Origin of the sequence: Pseudomonas sp. ADAK21, assembly GCF_012935735.1 — a bacterium.
Taxonomy (GTDB): domain Bacteria; phylum Pseudomonadota; class Gammaproteobacteria; order Pseudomonadales; family Pseudomonadaceae; genus Aquipseudomonas; species Aquipseudomonas proteolytica.
The window spans coordinates 3530064-3551040 of the sequence record NZ_CP052857.1 but is presented as its reverse complement, the minus strand read 5'-3'; the positions used below and the strand labels follow the sequence as shown (position 1 = coordinate 3551040).

18 protein-coding genes and 1 pseudogene are annotated in these 20977 nt (G+C 61.5%); 12 read left to right on the top strand and 7 right to left on the bottom strand.

The window, feature by feature from the left end:
- Positions 1 to 188 precede the first annotated feature (188 nt).
- Positions 189 to 1508: an MFS transporter gene (locus tag HKK57_RS16090; RefSeq protein ID WP_029295432.1), complete on the top strand. Its 1320-nt coding sequence runs from the start codon at positions 189 to 191 to the stop codon at positions 1506 to 1508.
- A gap of 183 nt (positions 1509 to 1691) precedes the next feature.
- Positions 1692 to 2324: a flavin reductase family protein gene (locus HKK57_RS16085; protein ID WP_029295430.1), complete on the top strand. Its 633-nt coding sequence runs from the start codon at positions 1692 to 1694 to the stop codon at positions 2322 to 2324.
- 164 nt (positions 2325 to 2488) lie between these two features.
- Here HKK57_RS16085 and HKK57_RS16080 read toward each other — a convergent pair whose 3' ends face one another.
- The gene (locus HKK57_RS16080; RefSeq protein WP_104910802.1) at positions 2489 to 2770 is read right to left on the bottom strand and encodes a hypothetical protein; all 282 of its coding nucleotides are present in this window, start codon (positions 2768 to 2770) and stop codon (positions 2489 to 2491) included.
- Between the two features lie 8 nt (positions 2771 to 2778).
- Positions 2779 to 3120, bottom strand: coding sequence for an antibiotic biosynthesis monooxygenase family protein (locus tag HKK57_RS16075; protein ID WP_029295426.1), 342 nt, complete (start codon positions 3118 to 3120; stop codon positions 2779 to 2781).
- A gap of 327 nt (positions 3121 to 3447) precedes the next feature.
- Between HKK57_RS16075 and HKK57_RS16070 the strand changes: the two genes are divergently transcribed.
- Positions 3448 to 4377 (top strand): AraC family transcriptional regulator, encoded by a 930-nt coding sequence (locus tag HKK57_RS16070; protein ID WP_029295424.1) that lies wholly within the window; start codon positions 3448 to 3450, stop codon positions 4375 to 4377.
- 32 nt (positions 4378 to 4409) lie between these two features.
- Here HKK57_RS16070 and HKK57_RS16065 read toward each other — a convergent pair whose 3' ends face one another.
- From HKK57_RS16065 to edd, 4 genes are all read right to left on the bottom strand, one after another.
- Positions 4410 to 5837: an ATP-binding protein gene (locus HKK57_RS16065; protein WP_166647890.1), complete on the bottom strand. Its 1428-nt coding sequence runs from the start codon at positions 5835 to 5837 to the stop codon at positions 4410 to 4412.
- A 16-nt stretch (positions 5838 to 5853) separates the two neighbouring features.
- Complete coding sequence (locus tag HKK57_RS16060) at positions 5854 to 6624, bottom strand: response regulator (RefSeq protein WP_186350717.1); 771 nt, start codon at positions 6622 to 6624, stop codon at positions 5854 to 5856.
- Between the two features lie 80 nt (positions 6625 to 6704).
- Positions 6705 to 7661 carry a glucokinase gene (locus tag HKK57_RS16055; protein WP_029295418.1) on the bottom strand — a complete coding sequence of 319 codons (957 nt, stop codon included), beginning with the start codon at positions 7659 to 7661 and terminating at the stop codon, positions 6705 to 6707.
- Entirely contained in the window at positions 7658 to 9484 is a 1827-nt protein-coding gene (edd, locus tag HKK57_RS16050; RefSeq protein ID WP_029295417.1) for a phosphogluconate dehydratase, read from the bottom strand. Before edd ends, HKK57_RS16055 begins: the two co-directional genes overlap by 4 nt.
- 221 nt (positions 9485 to 9705) lie before the next feature.
- Between edd and gap the strand changes: the two genes are divergently transcribed.
- From gap to HKK57_RS27345, 8 genes and pseudogenes are all read left to right on the top strand, one after another.
- Positions 9706 to 10707 carry a type I glyceraldehyde-3-phosphate dehydrogenase gene (gap, locus tag HKK57_RS16045; RefSeq protein WP_029295415.1) on the top strand — a complete coding sequence of 334 codons (1002 nt, stop codon included), beginning with the start codon at positions 9706 to 9708 and terminating at the stop codon, positions 10705 to 10707.
- A 216-nt stretch (positions 10708 to 10923) separates the two neighbouring features.
- Positions 10924 to 11442 (top strand): RNA polymerase sigma factor, encoded by a 519-nt coding sequence (locus HKK57_RS16040; RefSeq protein WP_029295413.1) that lies wholly within the window; start codon positions 10924 to 10926, stop codon positions 11440 to 11442.
- Between the two features lie 82 nt (positions 11443 to 11524).
- A complete protein-coding gene (locus HKK57_RS16035; protein ID WP_029295411.1) occupies positions 11525 to 12493 on the top strand; it encodes a FecR family protein in 969 nt (322 codons plus the stop codon).
- A gap of 115 nt (positions 12494 to 12608) precedes the next feature.
- Complete coding sequence (locus tag HKK57_RS16030) at positions 12609 to 15176, top strand: TonB-dependent receptor (RefSeq protein WP_169390409.1); 2568 nt, start codon at positions 12609 to 12611, stop codon at positions 15174 to 15176.
- Positions 15177 to 15303: 127 nt separating this feature from the next.
- Positions 15304 to 15912, top strand: a complete 609-nt coding sequence (locus tag HKK57_RS16025; RefSeq protein WP_104910805.1) for a biliverdin-producing heme oxygenase — start codon at positions 15304 to 15306, stop codon at positions 15910 to 15912.
- A 115-nt stretch (positions 15913 to 16027) separates the two neighbouring features.
- Entirely contained in the window at positions 16028 to 16432 is a 405-nt protein-coding gene (locus HKK57_RS16020) for a YbaN family protein (protein WP_070994457.1), read from the top strand.
- A 124-nt stretch (positions 16433 to 16556) separates the two neighbouring features.
- A pseudogene (locus HKK57_RS27350) lies at positions 16557 to 17837 on the top strand (PDC sensor domain-containing protein); the annotation flags it as partial.
- Between the two features lie 102 nt (positions 17838 to 17939).
- A complete protein-coding gene (locus tag HKK57_RS27345; RefSeq protein WP_371128906.1) occupies positions 17940 to 18695 on the top strand; it encodes a methyl-accepting chemotaxis protein in 756 nt (251 codons plus the stop codon).
- Positions 18696 to 18821: 126 nt separating this feature from the next.
- Here HKK57_RS27345 and HKK57_RS16010 read toward each other — a convergent pair whose 3' ends face one another.
- A complete protein-coding gene (locus HKK57_RS16010; protein WP_169390408.1) occupies positions 18822 to 19385 on the bottom strand; it encodes a nitroreductase family protein in 564 nt (187 codons plus the stop codon).
- Between the two features lie 148 nt (positions 19386 to 19533).
- On the opposite strand from HKK57_RS16010, the gene HKK57_RS16005 reads away from it, so the two are divergent.
- Positions 19534 to 20964 carry a di-heme oxidoreductase family protein gene (locus HKK57_RS16005; RefSeq protein ID WP_070994459.1) on the top strand — a complete coding sequence of 477 codons (1431 nt, stop codon included), beginning with the start codon at positions 19534 to 19536 and terminating at the stop codon, positions 20962 to 20964.
- Positions 20965 to 20977 lie beyond the last annotated feature (13 nt).

The window sequence follows — 20977 nt, the reverse complement described above, 5'->3', positions numbered from 1 at the left end:
CGATAAGCGCAGCCGCAATAAGCGGATTTCCGCTCATCACCCAGAAATCATCAGCGACTTTCCGCTCAAAAAATCCCCCCAACCCTTCTAAACCGGGCCTTCACCTGCTTGGCACAGCTCCTGCTATAGCTTGCGCCAGGCTGCGCTGACGCGCGCTCCACAAAAACAATGACATGAAGGATCCTTCAATGGATAACTCCAACTCCCTGCCTCTGGGGTCGGCCGCCGTGCCGGCAAAAGAACGCACTACCTCCAGCCGGATCAAGTCGATCTTCAGCGGATCGGTCGGCAACATGGTCGAGTGGTACGACTGGTACGTCTACGCCGCCTTCTCGCTGTACTTCGCAAAAACCTTCTTCCCGAAAGGCGACACCACTGCCCAACTGCTCAATACCGCCGCGATCTTCGCCGTAGGCTTCCTGATGCGCCCGATCGGCGGCTGGTTGATGGGGCTGTACGCTGACAAAGTCGGGCGTAAGAAGGCCCTGATGGCCTCGGTCTACCTGATGTGCTTCGGCTCATTGCTGATTGCCCTGAGCCCGGGCTATGAAATCATCGGTATCGGCGCGCCGATCCTGCTGGTATTTGCCCGTTTGCTGCAGGGCCTGTCGGTGGGCGGTGAATACGGCACCTCCGCCACTTACCTCAGCGAGATGGCGACCAAGGAACGTCGCGGTTTCTACTCCAGCTTCCAATACGTGACCCTGATCTCTGGCCAGCTCATCGCATTGGCGGTGCTGATCGTGCTGCAACAGCTCCTCACCACCGAAGAACTGTATGCCTGGGGCTGGCGTATCCCATTCGCCATTGGTGCCCTGTGCGCGGTGGTGGCCCTGTACCTGCGACGCGGCATGGAAGAAACCGAATCGTTCACCAAGAAGGAAAAAGCCAAGGAAAGCGCCATGCGCACCTTGATGCGCCACCCCAAGGAACTGATGACCGTGGTCGGCCTGACCATGGGCGGCACCCTGGCCTTCTACACCTACACCACCTACATGCAGAAGTACCTGGTGAACACCGTCGGCATGAGCATCTCCGACTCCACCACCATTTCTGCGGCCACGCTATTCCTGTTCATGTGCTTGCAACCGATTGTCGGCGGCCTGTCGGACAAGGTCGGTCGCCGACCGATCCTGATTGCCTTCGGCATCCTCGGGACGCTGTTCACCGTGCCGATCCTCACCACCCTGCACACCGTCCAGACCTGGTGGGGTGCGTTCTTCCTGATCATGGCGGCGCTGATCATCGTCAGCGGCTACACCTCGATCAATGCGGTGGTGAAGGCCGAGCTGTTCCCTACCGAAATCCGTGCACTGGGTGTAGGCCTGCCTTACGCACTGACCGTGTCGATCTTCGGCGGCACCGCCGAATACATCGCGCTGTGGTTCAAGAGCATCGGCATGGAAACCGGCTACTACTGGTACGTGACCGCGTGTATTGCCGTGTCGTTGCTGGTCTACATCACCATGAAAGACACCCGCAAGCATTCGCGGATTACCACCGACTGACCAGCAATATGCAGTAAACCCTGTGGGAGCGGGCTTGCCCGCGATAGCGGTGAATCAGTCAACGGATGTATCGACTGACACTCAGTTATCGCGGGCAAGCCCGCTCCCACATTGGGTTTCGCAGTTCACACAATTGCGTGCACTATCGTGTCCTTTCCGGAACCACCAGCAGGAACCCTGTCTATGCCCGACGATATCCATTTCTACGAACCCGCCAACGGCCACGGCCTGCCCCATGACCCGTTCAACGCCATCGTCGGCCCGCGGCCAATTGGCTGGATTTCCTCCCAGGACAACGAAGGCCGCCTGAACCTGGCGCCCTACAGTTTTTTCAACGCGTTCAACTACATTCCGCCGATCATTGGTTTTTCCAGCGTCGGGCGCAAAGACAGCCTGAACAACATCGAGCAGACCGGCGAATTTGTCTGGAACCTGGCCACGCGCCCACTGGCCGAGCAGATGAACCAGAGCTGCGCCGCCGTGTCACCCGAGGTCAACGAGTTTGAACTGGCCGGGCTGACGCCGGTGGCGTCCAAGGTGATTGCCGTGCCCCGAGTGGGCGAAAGCCCGGTGTCGTTCGAGTGCAAGGTGACGCAGATCATTCAGCTGCAGCGGGCTGACAAGGAACTGGTGCCCAGTTGGCTGGTACTTGGCGAAGTGGTCGCGGTGCATATCGCCAAATGGCTGCTCAAGGATGGGGTATACGACACGGCGGCCGCCGAGCCGATTCTGCGAGGTGGTGGGCCGGCGGATTACTTCCAACTGGGCCCGGAAGCGCTGTTCAAGATGTACCGCCCGGGTGCCGGCAAACCCTGATTGGATCGAATGCAATTAAAAATGTGGGAGCGGGCTTGTGTGGGAGCGGGCTTGCCCGCGATAGCGGTGTATCAGTCAACTCATGTATCGACTGACACTCAGTCATCGCGGGCAAGCCCGCTCCCACACAAAACCCGCTCTCACATTTGGAGCAGTGGCGCTCTTTAGTTTGCTGCGATCGCCCAGGCCAACTGACCCTCTTCATCGATATCGATCAAGCGCTCCAATTGCTGGGCCGCTGCATCGTCAGCGTCATCAGCAGTCTTGAACAATTGGCCATCGAGGATCTTGTGAAAGCGCGGGGCGCTCATGCCATCCAGTGCCTTGACGGCGATGGCGGCGCTATAGCCCCCCTGGTCTTCACGCACTAGGGCGGAAACAGCTTCGTGGTGGGCAAACTCTTTACGTGCCATGTTGCAGGTCCTGGCCAATGGAAAGTCGGCCATTCTAAACCCTAACCGGCCAATTGCAGGTACTCGCCGTAGGCATTGGCCGCGGATGCGTCGGTGAAGGTCTGGAAGTCCATGCTGCGCACGACCATGTCGTTCAACAGCTCGGTAAACAGCATCAAGGCCGGCGAGTTGAAGTAGGCACTCATCGCCTGTTCACTGCTCCAGAAACCTGAGACCAACCATACATCGGGGTCAACCTGAGAGTGCTGCAACGAGAACTGCAGGCAACCCTGAGCCTGGCGGCCCGGTTCGATCAAACTGCTCAAGCGCGCACCCAGTTCGGTGCTGCACCCGCTGCGGGCGCGGATAAAGGCCATATGGCTCGCGGGAATGGGGGTGGACATGTTCGACTCTCCCGTTGAGAAGTGATGCTCGGCAAGCACTGTGGGGGCGTGCTGCCACAGGATCAAAGATACGGGCGCCTGCCCCTGGCCGGTTAGTCGATTCCTGCCGGCTTATTGCACAATCCTGCCAGAAGCCTGGAAAGACGGTTTGGCGCCCGCCTTTATTCCACGCATAGGCGCCTTGTTTCAGGGAGATGACAGGCCATGGGCTTGCCTGATTCAAGACGCGCCGCAGGATCAGGCAAGGATTGTGCAGAATCGACCTAACACGACTGGAACAGGCACCGCTAAGCTGTGCCCATCAAAGAAGCATGCAGAGGACGCCCCATGTCGTCGCCCGAACAGCAGTCCATTCCCCTCGATGCCGAGATGGAAAAACAGCGCGCCGAACTGGCCGGTATCGTGCACAGGCATACCTGGGAGGACGGTTCCTACGGCACGGCGATCACTTCGTTGTACCTGAACCGCCACAACACGCCGCGCGACTTCATGCCGGTGCTGGTGGAACCCGCCCTGTGCATCCTCGCCAACGGCAGCAAGGAGGTGCGCCTGGCCGACGAAATCTTTGCCTACGACCCGCTCAACTACCTGGTGTTCTCGGTCGCAATGCCGGTGGCCGGGCGGGTCATCGACGCCACGCCCGAAGACCCCAACCTGTCGGTGCGGATCAATATCGACCCGGCGCAACTGACCGCCTTGATTGCCGAAGCCGGCCCGATGGGCGTGCCTACACGCCCGACATCGCGCGGGATGTATGTCGACCGGATCGACACCCAGTTGCTTGATGCCGTACTGCGCCTGGCACGCCTGCTGGATACGCCCAAAGACATCGCGATGTTGGCGCCGTTGATCAATCGCGAAATTCTCTACCGCCTGCTGCGTGGGCCACAGGGCTATCGCCTGTACGAAATTGCCGTGGCCAATAGCCAAAGCCATCGGGTCAGCCGTGCGATCACCTGGTTGAACGGTAACTACGAACAACCGCTGCGCATCGACGACCTGGCCAAGGAAGTGAATCTGAGCGTGTCGACCCTGCACCATCGCTTCAAGGCCATCACCGCCATGAGCCCGCTGCAGTATCAGAAACAGCTACGCCTGCAGGAAGCACGACGGCTGATGATCGCCGAAGGCCTGGAGGCCTCGGCGGCGGGGTATCGGGTGGGGTATGAAAGCCCGTCGCAGTTCAGCCGGGAATACAGCCGTTTGTTTGGCGCGCCGCCGTTGCGCGACTTGGCCAGGCTACGCCAGAGCATCTGACCCAGCGCTCCTACAGGGTGACGCGGTGTTGTTTAGTCCAGGGTCCGGGGCAGTTGCAAGGTCACCCGTAGGCCACCTTCGCGCAAATTCTGCAGGCTGACTTCGCCGCCATGGCTGTGGGCGATATTGCGTGCAATCCCCAACCCCAAGCCATAGCCCTGCTGCTGTCCGGCCAGGCGAAAGTGCGGTTCGAAGACCTGTTCCAAACGCTGTTCCGGCACACCCGGCCCCTCGTCATCCACATGCAGGATGAACTGCGCACCATCGTCCTCGATACGCAGGTGAGCGTTCTGCCCGTACTTCAAAGCATTGTCGATCAGGTTGCCAATGCAGCGCTTGAGCGCCAGCGGCTTGCCCGGGTAGGCCGTCAGCGCCCGACCGTGCTGCGTCACCCGCCCATTGCCATGGGGCGCCAGGTACGGCTCCACCAGACAGTCGAGCACATGATTGAGGTCCACCGGCTCGATGTTCTCGTGGATATCGGTGTCCTTGACGCACTGCAACGCGCCCTTGACCAGCAGTTCCAGCTCATCCAGGTCACGGCCGAACTTGGCTTGCAGCTTTTCATCTTCCAGCAGCTCCACGCGCAGCCGCAGGCGTGTGATCGGCGTGCGCAGGTCGTGGGAAATCGCGCTGAACAACTGGCTGCGTTCGGTCAGGTAGCGGCTGATTCGCTCGCGCATGGCATTGAACGCACGCCCCACTTCCACCACTTCGCTACCGCCACCTTCGGCCACCGGTTCCACGTCGGCGCCCAGGGACAGGTCCCGCGCCGCCCGCGCCAGGCGCTTGAGCGGCCGGCTCTGCCAATGCACCAGCAAACCGATAAACAGCAGCAGGAAGCCACTGGTCAGCACGATAAACCACACCTGTTGGGAGGGCAGGCCCTGTTCTTCGAGGCTGGTGTAGGGTTCGGGCAGCAACGAGGCGATATACAGCCACTCGCCGGCACCCAACTCGATCTGCGTCACCAGCACCGGCGGGTTGACCGGTTCCAGGGTCAATGCGTAATGCGCCCAGGAACGTGGCAACTCATCGAGCTTGAGCCCGGCATTGAAAATGCGCAGGTCTTCGGCACTGACAAACTCCACCGAAAAATGCACGTCACTGCCCAGGGTCTGGCGCAGTACTTCATCCACGGCACCGAGCACCGCCTGTTTGCGCGGGGTTTGCGGCAGTATCTGCATATCCAGGGGCTTGTCGTTGAGCGTTACGACAAAGCGCGTACCGCCCATGCTGCGCAACTGGTCAAGCACCAGCGGCCGATAAGCCACCGGCAGTGAGCGGAAATAGCTGACGCTGGCAGTCATCGAGTGGGCCAGGCTGCGGGCGCTGGTGACCAGGCCTTCAAGCTGGGTAGCGCGCAATTGCGACACCCAGATCACACTGGATAAAGCCTGGGCAAACAGCACTGCCAACAGGGTCAGCAGCAGCATGCGCCCCAGCAATGAGCGCGGCACCGGAATACGCCGGCGCTCAGTGGGCATTGCTGGCAACCACACTGGCCGCCAGTTGGTAACCGCTGCCACGCACGGTGCGGATCAGCCGGGGAGGTTTCTCGGTATCGCGTAGGCGTTGTCGCAGGCGGCTGACCGCCATATCCACAATCCGATCAAGGGGCATCAGGTCGCGACCGCGGGTGGCGTTGCCAATGGTGTCGCGATCAAGGATTTGCTGCGGATGATCAAGGAACAGTTTGAGCAGGGCAAAGTCGGCGCCGGACAGGATGACTTCCTCACCATCGAGGTGAAACAGCCGATGGCTGATCATATCCAGCCGCCACTCATCGAACACCAGCACATCGCCGCCGGTACGTTCCTGGCCAAACTGGCAGCGGCGCAGCAGGGCCTTGATGCGGGCCTGCAACTCTCGCGGGCTGAAAGGTTTGCCGATGTAATCGTCGGCGCCCAGTTCCAGGCCGATGACCCGGTCGGCTTCGTCGGAACTGGCGGTGAGCATGATGATCGGCACCTGGGCCTGGCGCGGGTGCTGGCGTACCCAGCGGCAGAGGCTGAAGCCGTCTTCGTCGGGCAGCATCACGTCGAGGATCACCAAGTCGCACGGAGCCTCGTCCATGGCCTGGCGAAACCCCGCACCATTGGGCACGCCCCGCACCTGGAAGCCGGCGCGGCTGAGGTAGGTTTGCAGCAACTCGCGGATTTCCTCGTCGTCATCGACGAGGAGAATGGATTTACTGATTACGCTCACGGGGGCCTCCTTGTTGTTATGGGCCAAGCCTTGAAGCATGGGTTGTTCTCAGGGGCCTCATCGCGGGCAAGCCCGCTCCCACCTTTGGAATGCATTGCCCGCGATGAGGCCATCACTGCCTACGCAAATGCCTGTTCGAGCGCCACACCCGCGCCGGTCAACCCCGAATACGGCGCCGTCACCAACCACACCGGGATCCCCTTGAAGTAGTCACTCATGCAGCCTTTGTCAGCAAAGCTCTTGGCAAAGCCACTGTTGATAAAAAACTCGGCAAACCGCGGGATCACCCCACCCACGATATACACACCGCCCCGGGCACCCGTGGTCAGCACGTTATTGCCGGCGACGCGGCCCAGCCAGATGCTGAACTGGTCGAGGACCTCCAGCGCAACCGGATCGCCAGCCAGCCCCGCCGCTGTAATCGCCTCTGGGGTTTCCAATACCGCCGGATGACCGTCCACCGCACAGATCGCCCGGTACAAACGTGGCAATCCGCCGCCGCTCAGGGCCGTTTCGGCGCTGACATGCCCGATCTCGTTGTAGATGTGCTGCCACAACTGGGTTTCCCGGGGGCTGCTCAAGGGCAGGTCGACATGCCCGCCCTCCCCCGGCAACGCTGCCCAACGGCCGGCGCCCAGGTCGAGCAAGGTGCCCACGCCCAAGCCCGTTCCAGGGCCAATCACCACCGCCGGGCGCCATGGTTCCGGGGTGCCGGCGCACACCACGCGGTATTCGTCGGGTTGCAGGCGGGTCATGCCCAGAGCCATGGCCGAGAAGTCATTGACCAGCAGTAGCTCGTCCACTTGCAGGGCCTTGCAGAACGCGGTCTTGCTCAGGCGCCAGTGGTTGTTGGTGAACTTGAACTCATCACCGCTTACCGGCCCGGCGACCGACAGGCACACCGCGCCTATGGAGCCCGGCTCCAAGCCTTCCTCGGCGAGGTAGACCTTGATCGCTTCCTCGGGGCTGGCGTGATCCGCCGTGGCCAACACTCGGATCGAATGCAGTGCCTGGTCCCGCCACAACGCGAACCGGGCGTTGGTACCGCCAATATCACCTACCAGCGCAAGCTTCACTTAAGTGTCTCCAGGGCAGAGGTAAAGGCGCTGGCGCCCTGCTCTGCGGAGCTTGCGGCCAGACGCATAAATGCAAACAGCTCGCGACCGGCCCCCACGTTATTGCCCAACAGGCCCGTGGCAGGCGCGCGCGCTGCAAATTCTTCGGCGTCCACCTTAAGCTCCAGGGTGCCTTTGACGCCATCGACGCGAATGATATCGCCATCCCTGACCCGCGCCAGCGCCCCACCGCGCTGCGCTTCGGGGCTGACGTGAATCGCGGCGGGAATCTTACCCGAGGCGCCGGACATGCGCCCGTCTGTCACCAGTGCCACCTTGAAGCCACGGTCCTGGAGCACGCCGAGGAACGGCGTCATCTTGTGCAATTCCGGCATGCCATTGGAGCGCGGGCCCTGGAAGCGCATCACGGCGACGAAATCCTTCTCCAACTGGCCGGCCTTGAACGCATCGGCCAGGTCCTGCTGGTCCTGGAACACCACGGCCGGCGCTTCGACGATTTGATGTTCGAGGGCCACCGCCGAGACTTTCATTACCCCACGGCCGAGGTTGCCTTGCATCACACGCAAGCCGCCCTCCGGGGAGAAGGCACGGGCGACGGGGCGCAGGATGGTTTCGTCGAGGCTTTCGATCGGGCCTTCGCGCCAGATCAGTTCGCCGTCCACCAGGAAGGGTTCGCGGGTGTAGCGGCTCAGGCCATGGCCGGCGACAGTGTTGACGTCTTCGTGGAGCAGCCCGGCTTCCAGCAGCTCGCGGATCAGGAACGACATGCCGCCCGCCGCCTGGAAGTGGTTGATGTCAGCCTTGCCGTTCGGATAGACGTGGGACAGGGTCGGCACCACTTCCGAGAGGTCGGCCATGTCCTGCCAGGTGAGGATGATCCCCGCCGCCATGGCGATCGCCGGCATATGCAGGGTGTGGTTGGTCGAGCCGCCGGTGGCGTTGAGGGCGACGATGGAGTTGACCAGGGATTTTTCATCGACGATCTCGCCAATCGGCGTGAAGTTGCCATTGGCCTTGGTCAAGCGCGTGACCTGGTGCGCGGCTTCACGGGTCAGCGCATCACGCAGCGGCGTGTACGGGTTGACGAACGAGGCGCCTGGCAGGTGCAGGCCCATGACTTCCATCAGCAACTGGTTGGTGTTGGCGGTGCCGTAGAAGGTGCAGGTGCCGGGGCTGTGGTAGGACTTCATCTCCGACTCCAGCAGCTCTTCACGGCTGGCCTTGCCTTCGGCGTAGCGCTGGCGCACGTCGGCCTTCTGCTTGTTGGAGATCCCCGACGGCATCGGCCCGCCGGGCACAAAGATCATCGGCAGGTGGCCATAACGCAGGGCACCCATCATCAGGCCCGGGACGATCTTGTCGCAGATCCCCAGCATCAGCGCGGCGTCGAACATGTTGTGGGACAGCGCTACCGCCGTGGACATGGCAATCACTTCGCGGCTCAGCAGGCTCAGCTCCATACCGGGCTCGCCCTGGGTCACGCCGTCGCACATGGCCGGGGTGCCACCGGCGAACTGGCCGACCGAGCCAACCTCGCGCAGGGCTTTCTTGATCTGTTCCGGGAAATGTTCGTAGGGCTGGTGCGCCGAGAGCATGTCGTTATATGACGAAACAATTGCCACGTTGGCAGCGTTCATCATTCGCAGGCTGTTTTTGTCTTCGGTGCCGCATCCGGCCACGCCGTGGGCAAAGTTGGCGCATTGCAGCTTGCCGCGCATCGGCCCGTCGCTGGCCGCGCCGCGAATCAGCGCAAGGTACGCCTCACGGGTTGCCCGGCTGCGGGCGATAAGGCGTTCGGTGACCTCAAGTACGCGGGGATGCATGTGTAGAACTCCAGGCTAACGGATGTGGCGACCTGAGTGTCTATGCTGGTCAAAAGCCCGCCGCGAAGAGGTTGGCAGGGAGTTACTTGACCAATCGGACCAGTTGATTCAGGTCACTCGTTGTAGATTGAACAAAATATTGCCACTAAAAAGGCTTGTTTTCTATTTTTATGCGAATAATCTTGTAATTCTTACAACAAATCGACGACAGGCGCTTTCAAATGACTCTTCGAATTGCAATCAATGGTTTTGGCCGCATTGGCCGCAACGTCCTGCGCGCACTTTATACCCAAGGCTACCGCCAGGATTTGCAGATCGTCGCCATCAACGATCTGGGCGACAGTTCGATCAATGCCCATCTGCTCAAATACGACACCGTCCATGGCACTTTCGATGCAGAGGTCGCTCACGATCAGGAAAGCCTGACCGTCAATGGCGACCGGATTGCCGTCAGTGCCATTCGCAACCCCGCCGACCTGCCGTGGGCTGCACACAAGATCGACGTGGTGTTCGAATGCACCGGCCTGTTCACCGATCGTGACAAGGCTGCCGCCCATATTAGCGCCGGTGCGCGCAAGGTGATCATCTCTGCCCCGGCCAAGGGCGCGGATGCGACCGTGGTCTACGGGGTGAACCATGACATTTTGCGTCAATCGCACCAGATCATCTCCAATGCGTCCTGCACCACCAACTGCCTGGCGCCTGTCGCCCAGGTGCTGCACCGCGAGCTGGGCATTGAAAGCGGCCTGATGACCACCATCCACGCCTACACCAATGACCAGAACCTGACCGACGTCTACCACACCGACCCGTACCGCGCCCGTTCGGCCACGCAGAACATGATCCCAAGCAAGACCGGCGCCGCCGAAGCGGTGGGCCTGGTACTCCCGGAACTGGCAGGCAAGCTGACCGGCATGGCGGTGCGGGTGCCGGTGATCAACGTGTCGCTGGTGGACCTGACCGTGCAATTGAAAAAAGAAGCCACGGCCGATGAGGTCAACGCGCTGCTCAAGGAAGCCAGCCAACACTCGAAAATCCTCGGTTACAACACCTTGCCGCTGGTTTCCAGTGACTTCAACCATAACCCGCTGTCGTCGATCTTCGACGCCAACCACACCAAGTCCAGCGGCAAGCTGCTCAAGGTATTGGCCTGGTACGACAACGAATGGGGCTTCTCCAACCGCATGCTGGATAACTGCCTGGCGCTGTGTAACGCCGAATAACCCAATGAACACCTGATCGACCCGATCACTGTAGGAGCGAGCTTGCTCGCGAGAAACGCAAAAGCGCCACGCTCATTCAGGATGCCAGCGTTATCGTTGACGATCTTCGCGAGCAAGCTCGCTCCTACAGGGTTGAGCAGATTGCAGCAAAGTGATACTTGCCATTTGCGTTGATGATAAGCATTATCATTAACTGCCTATCGGTCTGGTACCCCCGTGAGCCTATCTCGCTTCAATCAAGTCTTCCTCAGCCAACGGCTGGTGCTGCTGCGAACCCTGCAGCGGATGGTGAACAACCCCAGCACCGCCGAGGACCTGTTGCAGGAAACCTACCTGCGCGTGACGCGGGCCCTCAGCGAACGACCGATTGATCACCTCGAACCTTTCGTGTTCCAGACCGCGCGCAACCTGGCTCTGGATCATCTGCGCTCGCGCAGGATCCAGTCCCGCACCTTGCAGGAAGATGTCCCGATGGACGTTCTGCAAAGCGTCGCCTCCCCAGTCACCACCCCTGAAGATGCCGCCCACGCCGAGCAATTGCTGGAGCACCTGAGCGTCAGCCTCGGGCAGTTGAGCGCCCGTCAGCAGCAGATCTTTATCCTCAGCCGCCTGCACGGCTGCAGCTATCAAGAGATCGCCGACCAGTTGCAAGTGTCCTTGAGCACCGTGCAAAAGGAACTGAAGTTGATCATGGCCATCTGCATAGGTGTGGCCGAACGACTCGATCACCCTTAAGCTTTGTCGGGACAAGCCGACAGAAATGTCGCAAAAATACGCAAGACACTGAATAAAACGTGGCGAAGACCCGAGGAACACCGTGACGGACCCGAACAAACTGCATCCCCATGAGCTGGCTCATGAGGTGTTGCAACATGCGGCTATGGACCAAGCCCTCGACTGGCTGATCGCGTTGCAGTGCCCGCAGCCTGGGCAGCAAGCCGAGTTCCAGGCCTGGCTGGATGCCGACCCGAGTCACGCCCAAGCCTTCGCCAAGGCCCAGGCCGCCTGGGGCGGTGCGCCCGTGCACAGCGCCGCCGTGGCCCTCAATGCACCACGCAAGCCCAGCGCCTGGCGGCGGATCAGGCCGCACTGGAAGCCCCTGGCCACGGCGGCGGTGTTGCTGCTCGGGCTGTTCAGCTTCAGCAACCTGCCGGTACGCCTGCAAGCCGACCATTTGACCGTGGTCGGCGAGCGCCAGCGCTTGCAACTGGATGACGGCTCCAAGGTACTGCTCAATACCAATTCGGCGTTTTCCAGCACCATCGACGAGCATCAGCGCATTGCCCGCCTGTATCAGGGCGAGGCGTTTTTCGAAGTCGCCGCCAACCGCGGCCTGCCCCTGCAAATCGACGCCGGCCCGGTGCGCGCCAGCGTCAGCGATACGGCATTTGCCGTGCGCTACCTCAACGGTGAGGCGCAGGTCCAGGTGCAACGCGGGGATGTCGACCTGAGTACCACCTTCGGCAATAACCGGGTGCGCCTGAGTGCCGGCGAGAGCATCCGCGTCGGCCCCAAGGGCTTCGGCCAGCCAGCCAAGCTCGATGCCACCAAGGAACTGGCGTGGGTCCAGGGCCGGCTGATCTTTGAAAACTGCCCGATGAGCGAAGTGCTGGCAGAGCTACGGCGCTATTACCCCGGCTGGATCGTCAATACCAATGAGCAACTGGCCAGCGTCGCCGTGACCGGCAATTACCGCCTGGACCAGCCGCTGGACGTGGTGCGCTCCCTGGCCCACATCACCTCCGCCAAGCTCTCGGAATTCCCGGCGCTAGTCATTCTCAACTGAGAATAATTATTTTTACTCGATAGCCCCTGCTGGTACGTCTCGTCTTAGCCAATGCAACTGATTCCTATTTGATTCAGGCTCGCAACTATAAGACTCGTCCCTCGGAGCGCTCTCGATGTCCTCTCGTTTCAACCGCCGGTCCTCTTCGCCCACGCTGTGCCTGCTGACCGCCGCGATCCTGCTGGCCGGCAGCCCGGTGCTCACGGCCAATGCGGCCGAACCCGCTGCGCGCAGCCACGCCAATTACACTTTCAGCATCGAGCAGCAACCCCTGGTATCGGCACTCAACGCCTTTACCGCCGTCACCGGCTGGCAGATCGGCCTGCCCGCCGAACTGGGCCAAGGGGTTTCCTCCCCCGGCGCGCGCGGTTCGCTGACCCCGGAAAAGGCCCTGGACCGGCTGTTGGTGGGGACCAATCTGAACTACCGCAAACTGGGCAATAACAACATCGTCCTGGAAAAGCGCACGGCGGGGAGTGCCATCACCCTGCAACAAATGACCATCAGCGCCACCCGTACAGAACAGGCGGTCGATAGCGTGCCCAGCACCGTCAGCTTGCATGAGCGCGAGGAACTGGACCGCCAGAACGTCAACACCATCCGCGAACTGGTGCGCTACGAGCCCGGTGTCTCGGTGGGCGGTGCCGGCACCCGCTCCGGTAATTCGGGCTACAACATCCGTGGTATCGACGGTGACCGCATCCTCACCCAGGTGGACGGCGTAGAAGTCCCGGACAACTTCTTCAACGGCCCGTACGCCAAGACCCGTCGCAACTATGTCGACCCGGAAATCATCAAGCGCGTGGAAATCATCCGCGGCCCGGCCTCGGCCCTGTACGGCAGCAGCGCCATCGGCGGCGCCGTCAGCTACTTCACCCTCGACCCGGACGACATCATCAAGCCCGGCCAGGACGTTGGCGCACGACTGAAGACCGGCTACAGCTCAGCCGACGAAAGCTGGCTGACCTCCGGCACCGTCGCCGGGCGCGTGCAGGACTTCGATGGTTTGCTGCACCTGAGCCAGCGTAATGGCCATGAGATGGAATCCTACAACGGCAACAACGCCACCGGCCTGGCCCGTACCGGCGCCAACCCGGAAGACGTACGCACCACCAACGTGCTGGCCAAGCTGGGCTGGAACTATGGCGAAGACAACCGCCTGGGCCTGACCTACGAGAAGTACAAGGACGACCGCGACATCAACCAGAAAAGCGCGGTGGGTGGGCTTTTCCTTCAAGGTCAAGGCATGAACTTCTATCGTGACCGTCGCGGTAACGACACCATCACCCGCGAGCGTTTTGGCCTGGAAAACAAGTTTGCACTCGACGCCCCGTTTGCCGATCACATCAAGACCAGCCTCAACTACCAGATCGCCAAGACCGACCAGTCCACCGCCGAGATCTATCAGGTGGGCCGTCGCGTGCTGCGTACCCGCGACACTCTCTACGAAGAAAAACAGTGGGTGTTCGACGCCCAACTGGACAAAGCCTTCGCCATCGGCGACACCGGTCATGTCGTGACCTATGGCACCACGATCAAGCAACAGAAAGTCACCGGTTCGCGCGAAGGCGCGGCGACCTGCCTGGCTGTCGGTGCCGGCTGTACGGCCATCGGTGCCCCAAGCCCATCGCCCAGCGACAGCGTGAAAAAAGCCAGCGACTTCCCTGACCCGACCATCAACAGCTACGCGCTGTTCGCCCAGGATCAGATCAGCTGGAATGACTGGACCTTCCTGCCCAGCCTGCGCTACGACTACATCCAGCTCAAACCCAAGCTGACTGAAGAGTTCCTCAACACCACCGACCCGGACCGCAAGTACCCCCACGACGACGCGAACAAAACCTGGCACCGCTTCTCGCCGAAACTCGGCGTGACCTACGCGTTGACCGAGCAATACACCTGGTTCGGCCAGTACGCCGAAGGTTTCCGCACACCATCGGCCAAAGCGTTGTACGGCCGCTTTGAAAACCTGGGTGAAGGCTATGTCGTCGAGCCCAACTCGAGCCTCAAGCCGGAAACCAGCAAAAGCTACGAAACAGGGATCCGTGGCAATTTCGATGAGGGCAATTTCGACGTCGCGGTGTTCTACAACAAGTACCGCGACTTCATCGACGAAGACAACGCCGCGCTGGGCCCGTCTGGCACCATCTTCCAGCCAGGCAACATCAAGCGCGCCACCATCAAGGGCATGGAAGTCAAAGGCCGCTTGAACCTGGACGCCTTCGGCGCACCGCAAGGCCTGTACACCAAAGGCGCGATTGCGTACGCCCACGGTCGCAATGACGAAACCGGCCAGCCGCTCAACAGCGTCAACCCGCTCAAGGGTGTGTTTGGCCTGGGCTACGACCAGGATAACTACGGTGCGCTGGTCAGTTGGACCCTGGTCAAGCAACAGAATCGAGTGGACAGCACCACCTTCTTTGCACCGGACGGCATCACCGCCAACGGCCCGTTCAAGACCCCGGGCTTTGGCATTGTCGACCTGACGGGTTTCTACAAAGTCACCAACGATCTGACCGTCAACGGCGGCCTGTACAACCTGACCGACAAGAAATACTGGAACTGGGATGACGTGCGCAGCTACGACGGTGTGGGTGAAGCCGGCGTGACCTCGCCGGCCAGCCTGGACCGGCTGACCCAGCCCGGTCGCAACTTCGCGATCAACCTGATCTGGGACATCTGATCCCTGCAACCCCACCCCGCCGGATTTATCGCCAGCGGGGTGAGGTTTTTTTACTGTGACGCGTCTTCTTGTTCGTCTAGTAATAACAGCCTGGCAATAAGGCGCTTTTCCTTCTCAAGGACATCCCATGACCGCTTCCACCACCGCAGAACGTGCAAGCCTGCGCTCCCAGCGCCTGAACCAGATCACCAACGAGCCACATACCAAGCTCGACGCACTGGTCAAGGCCCACGCCCCGTTCGAAACCCAGGCCAACTTCGCCCGTTTTGTCGTCGCCCAGTACCTGTTCCAGTCGGAACTGGTGGCGCTGTACAACGATCCCGAGCTGATCAAGCTGTTCCCGGACCTGGCCGAGCGCTGCCGCGCCGAAGCCGCCAAACTGGACCTGGCCGACCTGGAAACCGAAGTACCCGCCCCTGTGGCCGGTGCCGTGCAGAACCCGAGCAAGGCCCAAGCCCTGGGCTGGCTGTTCGTGTCCGAAGGTTCCAAGCTTGGCGCTGCGTTCCTGATCAAGCGCGCCGTCGGCCTGGGCCTGAGCGAAACCTTCGGTGCCCGCCACCTGGGCGAACCAGCCGGTGGCCGTGCCGAAGGCTGGAAGAGCTTCACCCGTACCCTCGACGGCCTGGAACTGAGCGCCGAAGAAGAAGCGGCAGCGGAAAAAGGTGCGGTGGATGCATTCGTACGCTTCACCGTGTTGCTGGAACAGGCGTACGCTAGCGCCCCAGAACTGGCCTGATCCCCTGCTGGTGTAGGAGCTGGCTTGTGTAGGAGCCAGCTCCCACACAGGCCAGTTCCTACATATTGATCGCACTGCACTTTCAGATTTTTCGCACCCCATACAAATCGTACCTATGACCGGCACAACCCAATCCTCCTCCAAACTCGCCCGAATCCTGTTCGGCCTGCTGGCCTACGTCAGCCTGGGGATCGGCTTGATTGCGATTGTCGTGCCGGGCCTGCCCACCACCGAATTCATCCTGCTGGCTGCCTGGGCCGCCACCAAGAGTTCGCCACGCCTGAGCGCCTGGCTGGAAAACCACCGCCTGTTCGGGCCGATCCTGTTCAACTGGCGCAACGGCAAGATCATTGCGCGCCGGGCCAAGGTCAGCGCCACCGTGAGCATGCTGCTGTGTGCCGGCCTGATGCTGGTGATGCTCGATCACGGCTGGCCGATCTACCTGGCCATCGCCGGGATGAGTCTGGGCAACCTGTGGATCTGGTCACGCCCCGAACGTCTCGCGCAAACCGCGACCTGAGCGCTACCGCTGATCGCCTGCCCCTCATGAATTACCCGCCGGTGCCGATGTTGCGGGCATAGCGCCGAATGGACTTGGCCGTTGCCCTGCTTGCACACCAACAAGTCCAATCGCGAGTAAGCCCATGTTCGACACCCTCTCCATCCGCTTGAAAATCGTGCTGCTGTCTGGCCTCTGCCTGTTGGGGGTGATTGCATTGATCGTCAGCCTGAACATCTACCAGACCAACCAGAACGACCAACTGGTCAGCGCCTCCAGCTCGCGCATGCTCACCACCAGCGTGGAGAACCTGCTCCAGTCCAAGGCCGCCGAGCAAGCCGTGCAGTTACAGAAAGCCTTCGGCGAAAGCCTGTTGGTGGTCACCGCCCTCGCCGACCAGGTCAAGGACTTGCGCAACATGGCCGCCAAGCGCTCGCTGGAAGCTGGGGCCGTGCGCGAGGAGCTCAACCAGCGGATCAAGACCGCCTTCGAGCGCAATACCAAGGTGCTGGGGATCTGGTTGTCGTTTGAACCCAACGGCCTGGATGGCAGGGACAGCGAATTTGTCGACGACAAACTGCGCGCTTCCAACGAAGTCGGGCGTTTTTCCAGCTACTGGAGCCGCGCCGGCGGTGAAGGCCTGAACACGGTGATGGTGGAAGCGGACCTGACCAAGACCACCCTCAACCTCAGCGGTACGCCCTACAACATCTGGTACACCTGCCCACGGGATACCCGCAACGTTTGCCTGCTGGACCCGTACGCCGACGAAGTCGCCGGCAAGGCGATGCTGATGACCACTATCTCGCTGCCGCTGCTGGCAGATGGCAAGGTGATTGGTGTGATCGGCGTCGATATTGCGCTGGACGCCCTGCAAGCGGCGGCCAATACCGCGCAAAAAGAGCTGTTCGACGGCGCCGGCGTCATGGAAGTCCTCTCCAGCAGCGGCCTGATCGCCAGTTACAGCGGTGAGCCGGTCAAGGTCGGCAAAAGCATCGTTGATGTGCTGGGTGGCGAAGGCAAAGAGATCGTGCAACTGCTGGCCAGTGACACGCGCAAGGTGCGCGAGCAAGACGACACGATCCGCGCGGTGTACCCAGTCAAGCCGATTGCCGAGGCCAAGCCCTGGGGCGTGGTGATCAAGCTGCCCAAGGACGTGCTGCTGGCCGATTCGGTCAAGTTGCAAGGCGTGCTCGACGACGCCCAGGCCCGAGGCACACTGCAAGCGCTGCTGGTGGGCGCTGCGGCCGGCCTGCTGGGGCTGTTGCTGATATGGCTGACGGCCACAGGCGTGACTCGCCCGATCAACAGCGTGGCAGCGATGCTCAAGGACATTGCCAGCGGCGACGGCGACCTGACCCAACGCCTGGCCTACACGAAAAAAGATGAACTGGGGGAGCTGGTCAGTTGGTTCAACCGCTTCCTCGACAAACTGCAACCGACCATTGCCCAGATTAAACAGAGCATCACCGAAGCCCGAGGCACTGCCGATCAGTCCTCGGAAATCGCGCGCCAGACCAGTGAAGGCATGCAGGTGCAGTTCCGCGAGATCGACCAGGTGGCAACCGCCTCCAACGAGATGAGCGCCACCGCCCATGATGTGGCCAACAGCGCCTCTAACGCTGCCAGTGCAGCTCGCGGTGCCGATCAGTCAGCCCGCGAGGGCCTGGCGATCATCGAACGCAGCACCCGGGATATCACCACCCTTGCCGAGGAAGTCAGCAAGGCCGTGACCGAAGTTGAAGCCCTGGCGGTCAACAGCGAGCAGATCGGCTCGGTCCTGGAAGTGATCCGCAGCATTGCCGAGCAGACCAACCTGCTGGCCCTCAATGCCGCGATTGAAGCCGCACGCGCCGGGGAAAGCGGGCGGGGTTTTGCGGTGGTCGCAGACGAAGTGCGCAACCTGGCGCGACGCACCCAGGATTCGGTGGAGGAAATCCGCCTGGTGATCGAACGCATCCAGAGCGCGACCCGTGGGGTGGTGACCACCATGCATTCGAGCCAGAGCCAGGCGCAGAGCAATGCCGGGCAGATCCAACAAGCCGTACAGGCCCTGGGCAAGATCAGTGATGCGGTGACGGTGATCAGCGACATGAACCTGCAAATCGCCAGCGCCGCCGAAGAACAAAGCGCCGTAGCCGAAGAGGTCAACCGCAACGTCTCGGCGATCCGTACCGTGACCGAGACCCTGACCGGCCAGGCGACAGAATCAGCGGCGATCAGCAGCCAGTTGAATGCATTGGCCAACCAGCAGATGAAACTGATGGATCAGTTCCGGGTGTAGACCCAAATACCCATGTGGGAGCTGGCTTATGTGGGAGCTGGCTTGCCTGCGATAGCATCACCTCTGTTTCACTGAAGCACCGAGGCATCTGTATCGCAGGCAAGCCAGCTCCCACACAGTGTGAGGTCAGAGACCGGTCCAGGCACTGACAAACGCGGTGAGGTCTTCCTTTGCCGCCGTACGCGGTGGGTTCTGCGCGGTACCCAGATACAGGAAGCCAATCACCTCCTCACCCGCGCCCAGCCCCAACCCCTTGGCCACATGCGCCGAATACGACAACTCCCCAGTGCGCCACACTGCGCCAATCCCCTGGGCATAGGCCGCCAGCAGAATACCGTGGGCCGCACAGGCCGCCGCCAGCAGTTGCTCGGACTTGGGCACCTTGAAGTGTTCTTGCAGACGGGCAATCACCACCACTACCAACGGTGCACGCAACGGGCCGTTCTGTGCCTTGTCGATCACCGCTTGCGGTGCTGCGGGGTCTTGCAGGCGGGCCGCTTCGGCCAGCAGGGTGCCCATCTGCTCGCGGACCGGGCCTTCCACGGTGAGAAAACGCCAAGGCCGCAACTGGCCATGATCCGGCGCACGCATGGCTGCCGCGAACAGCACTTCGCGCTGTTCGGCAGTAGGCGCCGGCTCCAGCAGGCGCGGCACGGAAACACGGTTGAGCAAAGCGTCGAGAGCCTGCATTGGCCACCTCCAGGAAAAATGTGCGGCCATTCTAGCGGGAATGCATCAGATTGGAGCAAACGATAATTGCTCTTATTCAATCCGCCCCGCCCTGTTAGACTTTGCCCCCTGAATTTCATCCACCGTCGCCCGTCTTCCAGGATTATCGATGCCCCGTTTGCTTCTTCGCCTGTCTGCACTCTTGGTGGCCGTGAGCCTGAGTGCCTGCGATGACGCCGCGCCGCCGACGTTTACCCAGGCCGAGCCGGGTGAGGCGCGTTCGGGAGGCAGCACGACGGTAAGGAAGACAGACCAGAATGCCTTTTCGCTGCCTTCAGCGAACCTGGCGCCGACCCGTCGCCTGGACTTCAGCGTCGGCAACAGCTTTTTCCGCAATCCGTGGGTGATCGCCCCGGCCACTACCACCGCCCGCGATGGGCTGGGGCCGCTGTTCAACACCAATGCCTGCCAGAACTGCCACATCAAGGACGGGCGCGGCCATCCGCCCTTGCCCGAGGCCAGCAATGCGGTGTCGATGTTGGTGCGTCTGTCGATCCCGGATTCGCCGCCCTATGCCAAGGTCATCGAGCAACTGGGTATCGTCCCCGAGCCGGTGTACGGCGGGCAGTTGCAGGACATGGCCGTGCCCGGCGTAGTCCCGGAAGGCAAGGTGCGGGTCGACTACACGCCGGTCAACGTCACATTCAAGGACGGCACAGTGGTCGAGTTGCGCAAGCCGAGCCTGCAGATTACCCAGCTCGGCTACGGGGCGATGCACCCCGATACGCGGTTTTCCGCCCGCGTGGCTCCGCCGATGATCGGCCTGGGTTTGCTCGAAGCCATCAGCGACGCAGACATCCTGCAAAACGCCAGCAAACGCCCGGACAAAAACGGCGTGTTCGGCCGCCCGAACTGGGTCTGGGATGATGCCCGACAAAAAACCGTGCTCGGCCGTTTCGGCTGGAAAGCCGGGCAACCGAACCTCAATCAACAAAATGTTCACGCGTTTTCGGGTGACATGGGCCTGACGACCAGCCTGCGCCCCTTCGATGACTGCACCGACGCACAGGTTGCCTGTAAGCAGGCGCCCAACGGCAACGGCGAAAATGGCGAGCAGGAAGTCAGCGATAACATCCTGCGCCTGGTGCTGTTCTATACCCGCAACCTGGCCGTACCGGCGCGCCGTGATGTCAACGAACAACAAGTGCTGGCCGGCAAGAACCTGTTCTTCCAGGCTGGCTGCCAGTCGTGCCATACGCCGAAATTCACCACCGCAGCCAACGCCGCTGAACCTGAGCTGGCCAACCAGGTGATTCGCCCCTACACCGACCTGTTGCTGCACGATATGGGCGAGGGCCTGGCCGATAACCGTACCGAATTCAAGGCCGGTGGCCGCGACTGGCGCACGCCGCCGTTGTGGGGCATCGGCCTGACGCAAAACGTCAGTGGCCACACCCAGTTCCTGCATGACGGCCGCGCCCGCAACCTGCTTGAAGCCGTGCTGTGGCACGGCGGTGAAGCCCAGGCGGCGCAGCAGCATGTGTTGTCATTTAGCGCCGAGCAGCGCGCCGCGTTGCTCGCGTTCCTGAATTCTCTATAAGCTTTGCCCCAAT

What these genes read in the sequence shown, in the direction of transcription:
- HKK57_RS16090 (WP_029295432.1), top strand. Translation starts at nt 189, where the DNA reads ATGGATAACTCCAACTCCCTGCCTCTGGGGTCGGCCGCCGTGCCGGCA.
- HKK57_RS16085 (WP_029295430.1), top strand. Translation starts at nt 1,692, where the DNA reads ATGCCCGACGATATCCATTTCTACGAACCCGCCAACGGCCACGGCCTG.
- HKK57_RS16080 (WP_104910802.1), bottom strand. Translation starts at nt 2,770, where the DNA reads ATGGCCGACTTTCCATTGGCCAGGACCTGCAACATGGCACGTAAAGAG.
- HKK57_RS16075 (WP_029295426.1), bottom strand. Translation starts at nt 3,120, where the DNA reads ATGTCCACCCCCATTCCCGCGAGCCATATGGCCTTTATCCGCGCCCGC.
- HKK57_RS16070 (WP_029295424.1), top strand. Translation starts at nt 3,448, where the DNA reads ATGTCGTCGCCCGAACAGCAGTCCATTCCCCTCGATGCCGAGATGGAA.
- HKK57_RS16060 (WP_186350717.1), bottom strand. Translation starts at nt 6,624, where the DNA reads ATGCTTCAAGGCTTGGCCCATAACAACAAGGAGGCCCCCGTGAGCGTA.
- edd (WP_029295417.1), bottom strand. Translation starts at nt 9,484, where the DNA reads ATGCATCCCCGCGTACTTGAGGTCACCGAACGCCTTATCGCCCGCAGC.
- gap (WP_029295415.1), top strand. Translation starts at nt 9,706, where the DNA reads ATGACTCTTCGAATTGCAATCAATGGTTTTGGCCGCATTGGCCGCAAC.
- HKK57_RS16030 (WP_169390409.1), top strand. Translation starts at nt 12,609, where the DNA reads ATGTCCTCTCGTTTCAACCGCCGGTCCTCTTCGCCCACGCTGTGCCTG.
- HKK57_RS16025 (WP_104910805.1), top strand. Translation starts at nt 15,304, where the DNA reads ATGACCGCTTCCACCACCGCAGAACGTGCAAGCCTGCGCTCCCAGCGC.
- HKK57_RS16020 (WP_070994457.1), top strand. Translation starts at nt 16,028, where the DNA reads ATGACCGGCACAACCCAATCCTCCTCCAAACTCGCCCGAATCCTGTTC.
- HKK57_RS27345 (WP_371128906.1), top strand. Translation starts at nt 17,940, where the DNA reads ATGCAGGTGCAGTTCCGCGAGATCGACCAGGTGGCAACCGCCTCCAAC.
- HKK57_RS16010 (WP_169390408.1), bottom strand. Translation starts at nt 19,385, where the DNA reads ATGCAGGCTCTCGACGCTTTGCTCAACCGTGTTTCCGTGCCGCGCCTG.
- HKK57_RS16005 (WP_070994459.1), top strand. Translation starts at nt 19,534, where the DNA reads ATGCCCCGTTTGCTTCTTCGCCTGTCTGCACTCTTGGTGGCCGTGAGC.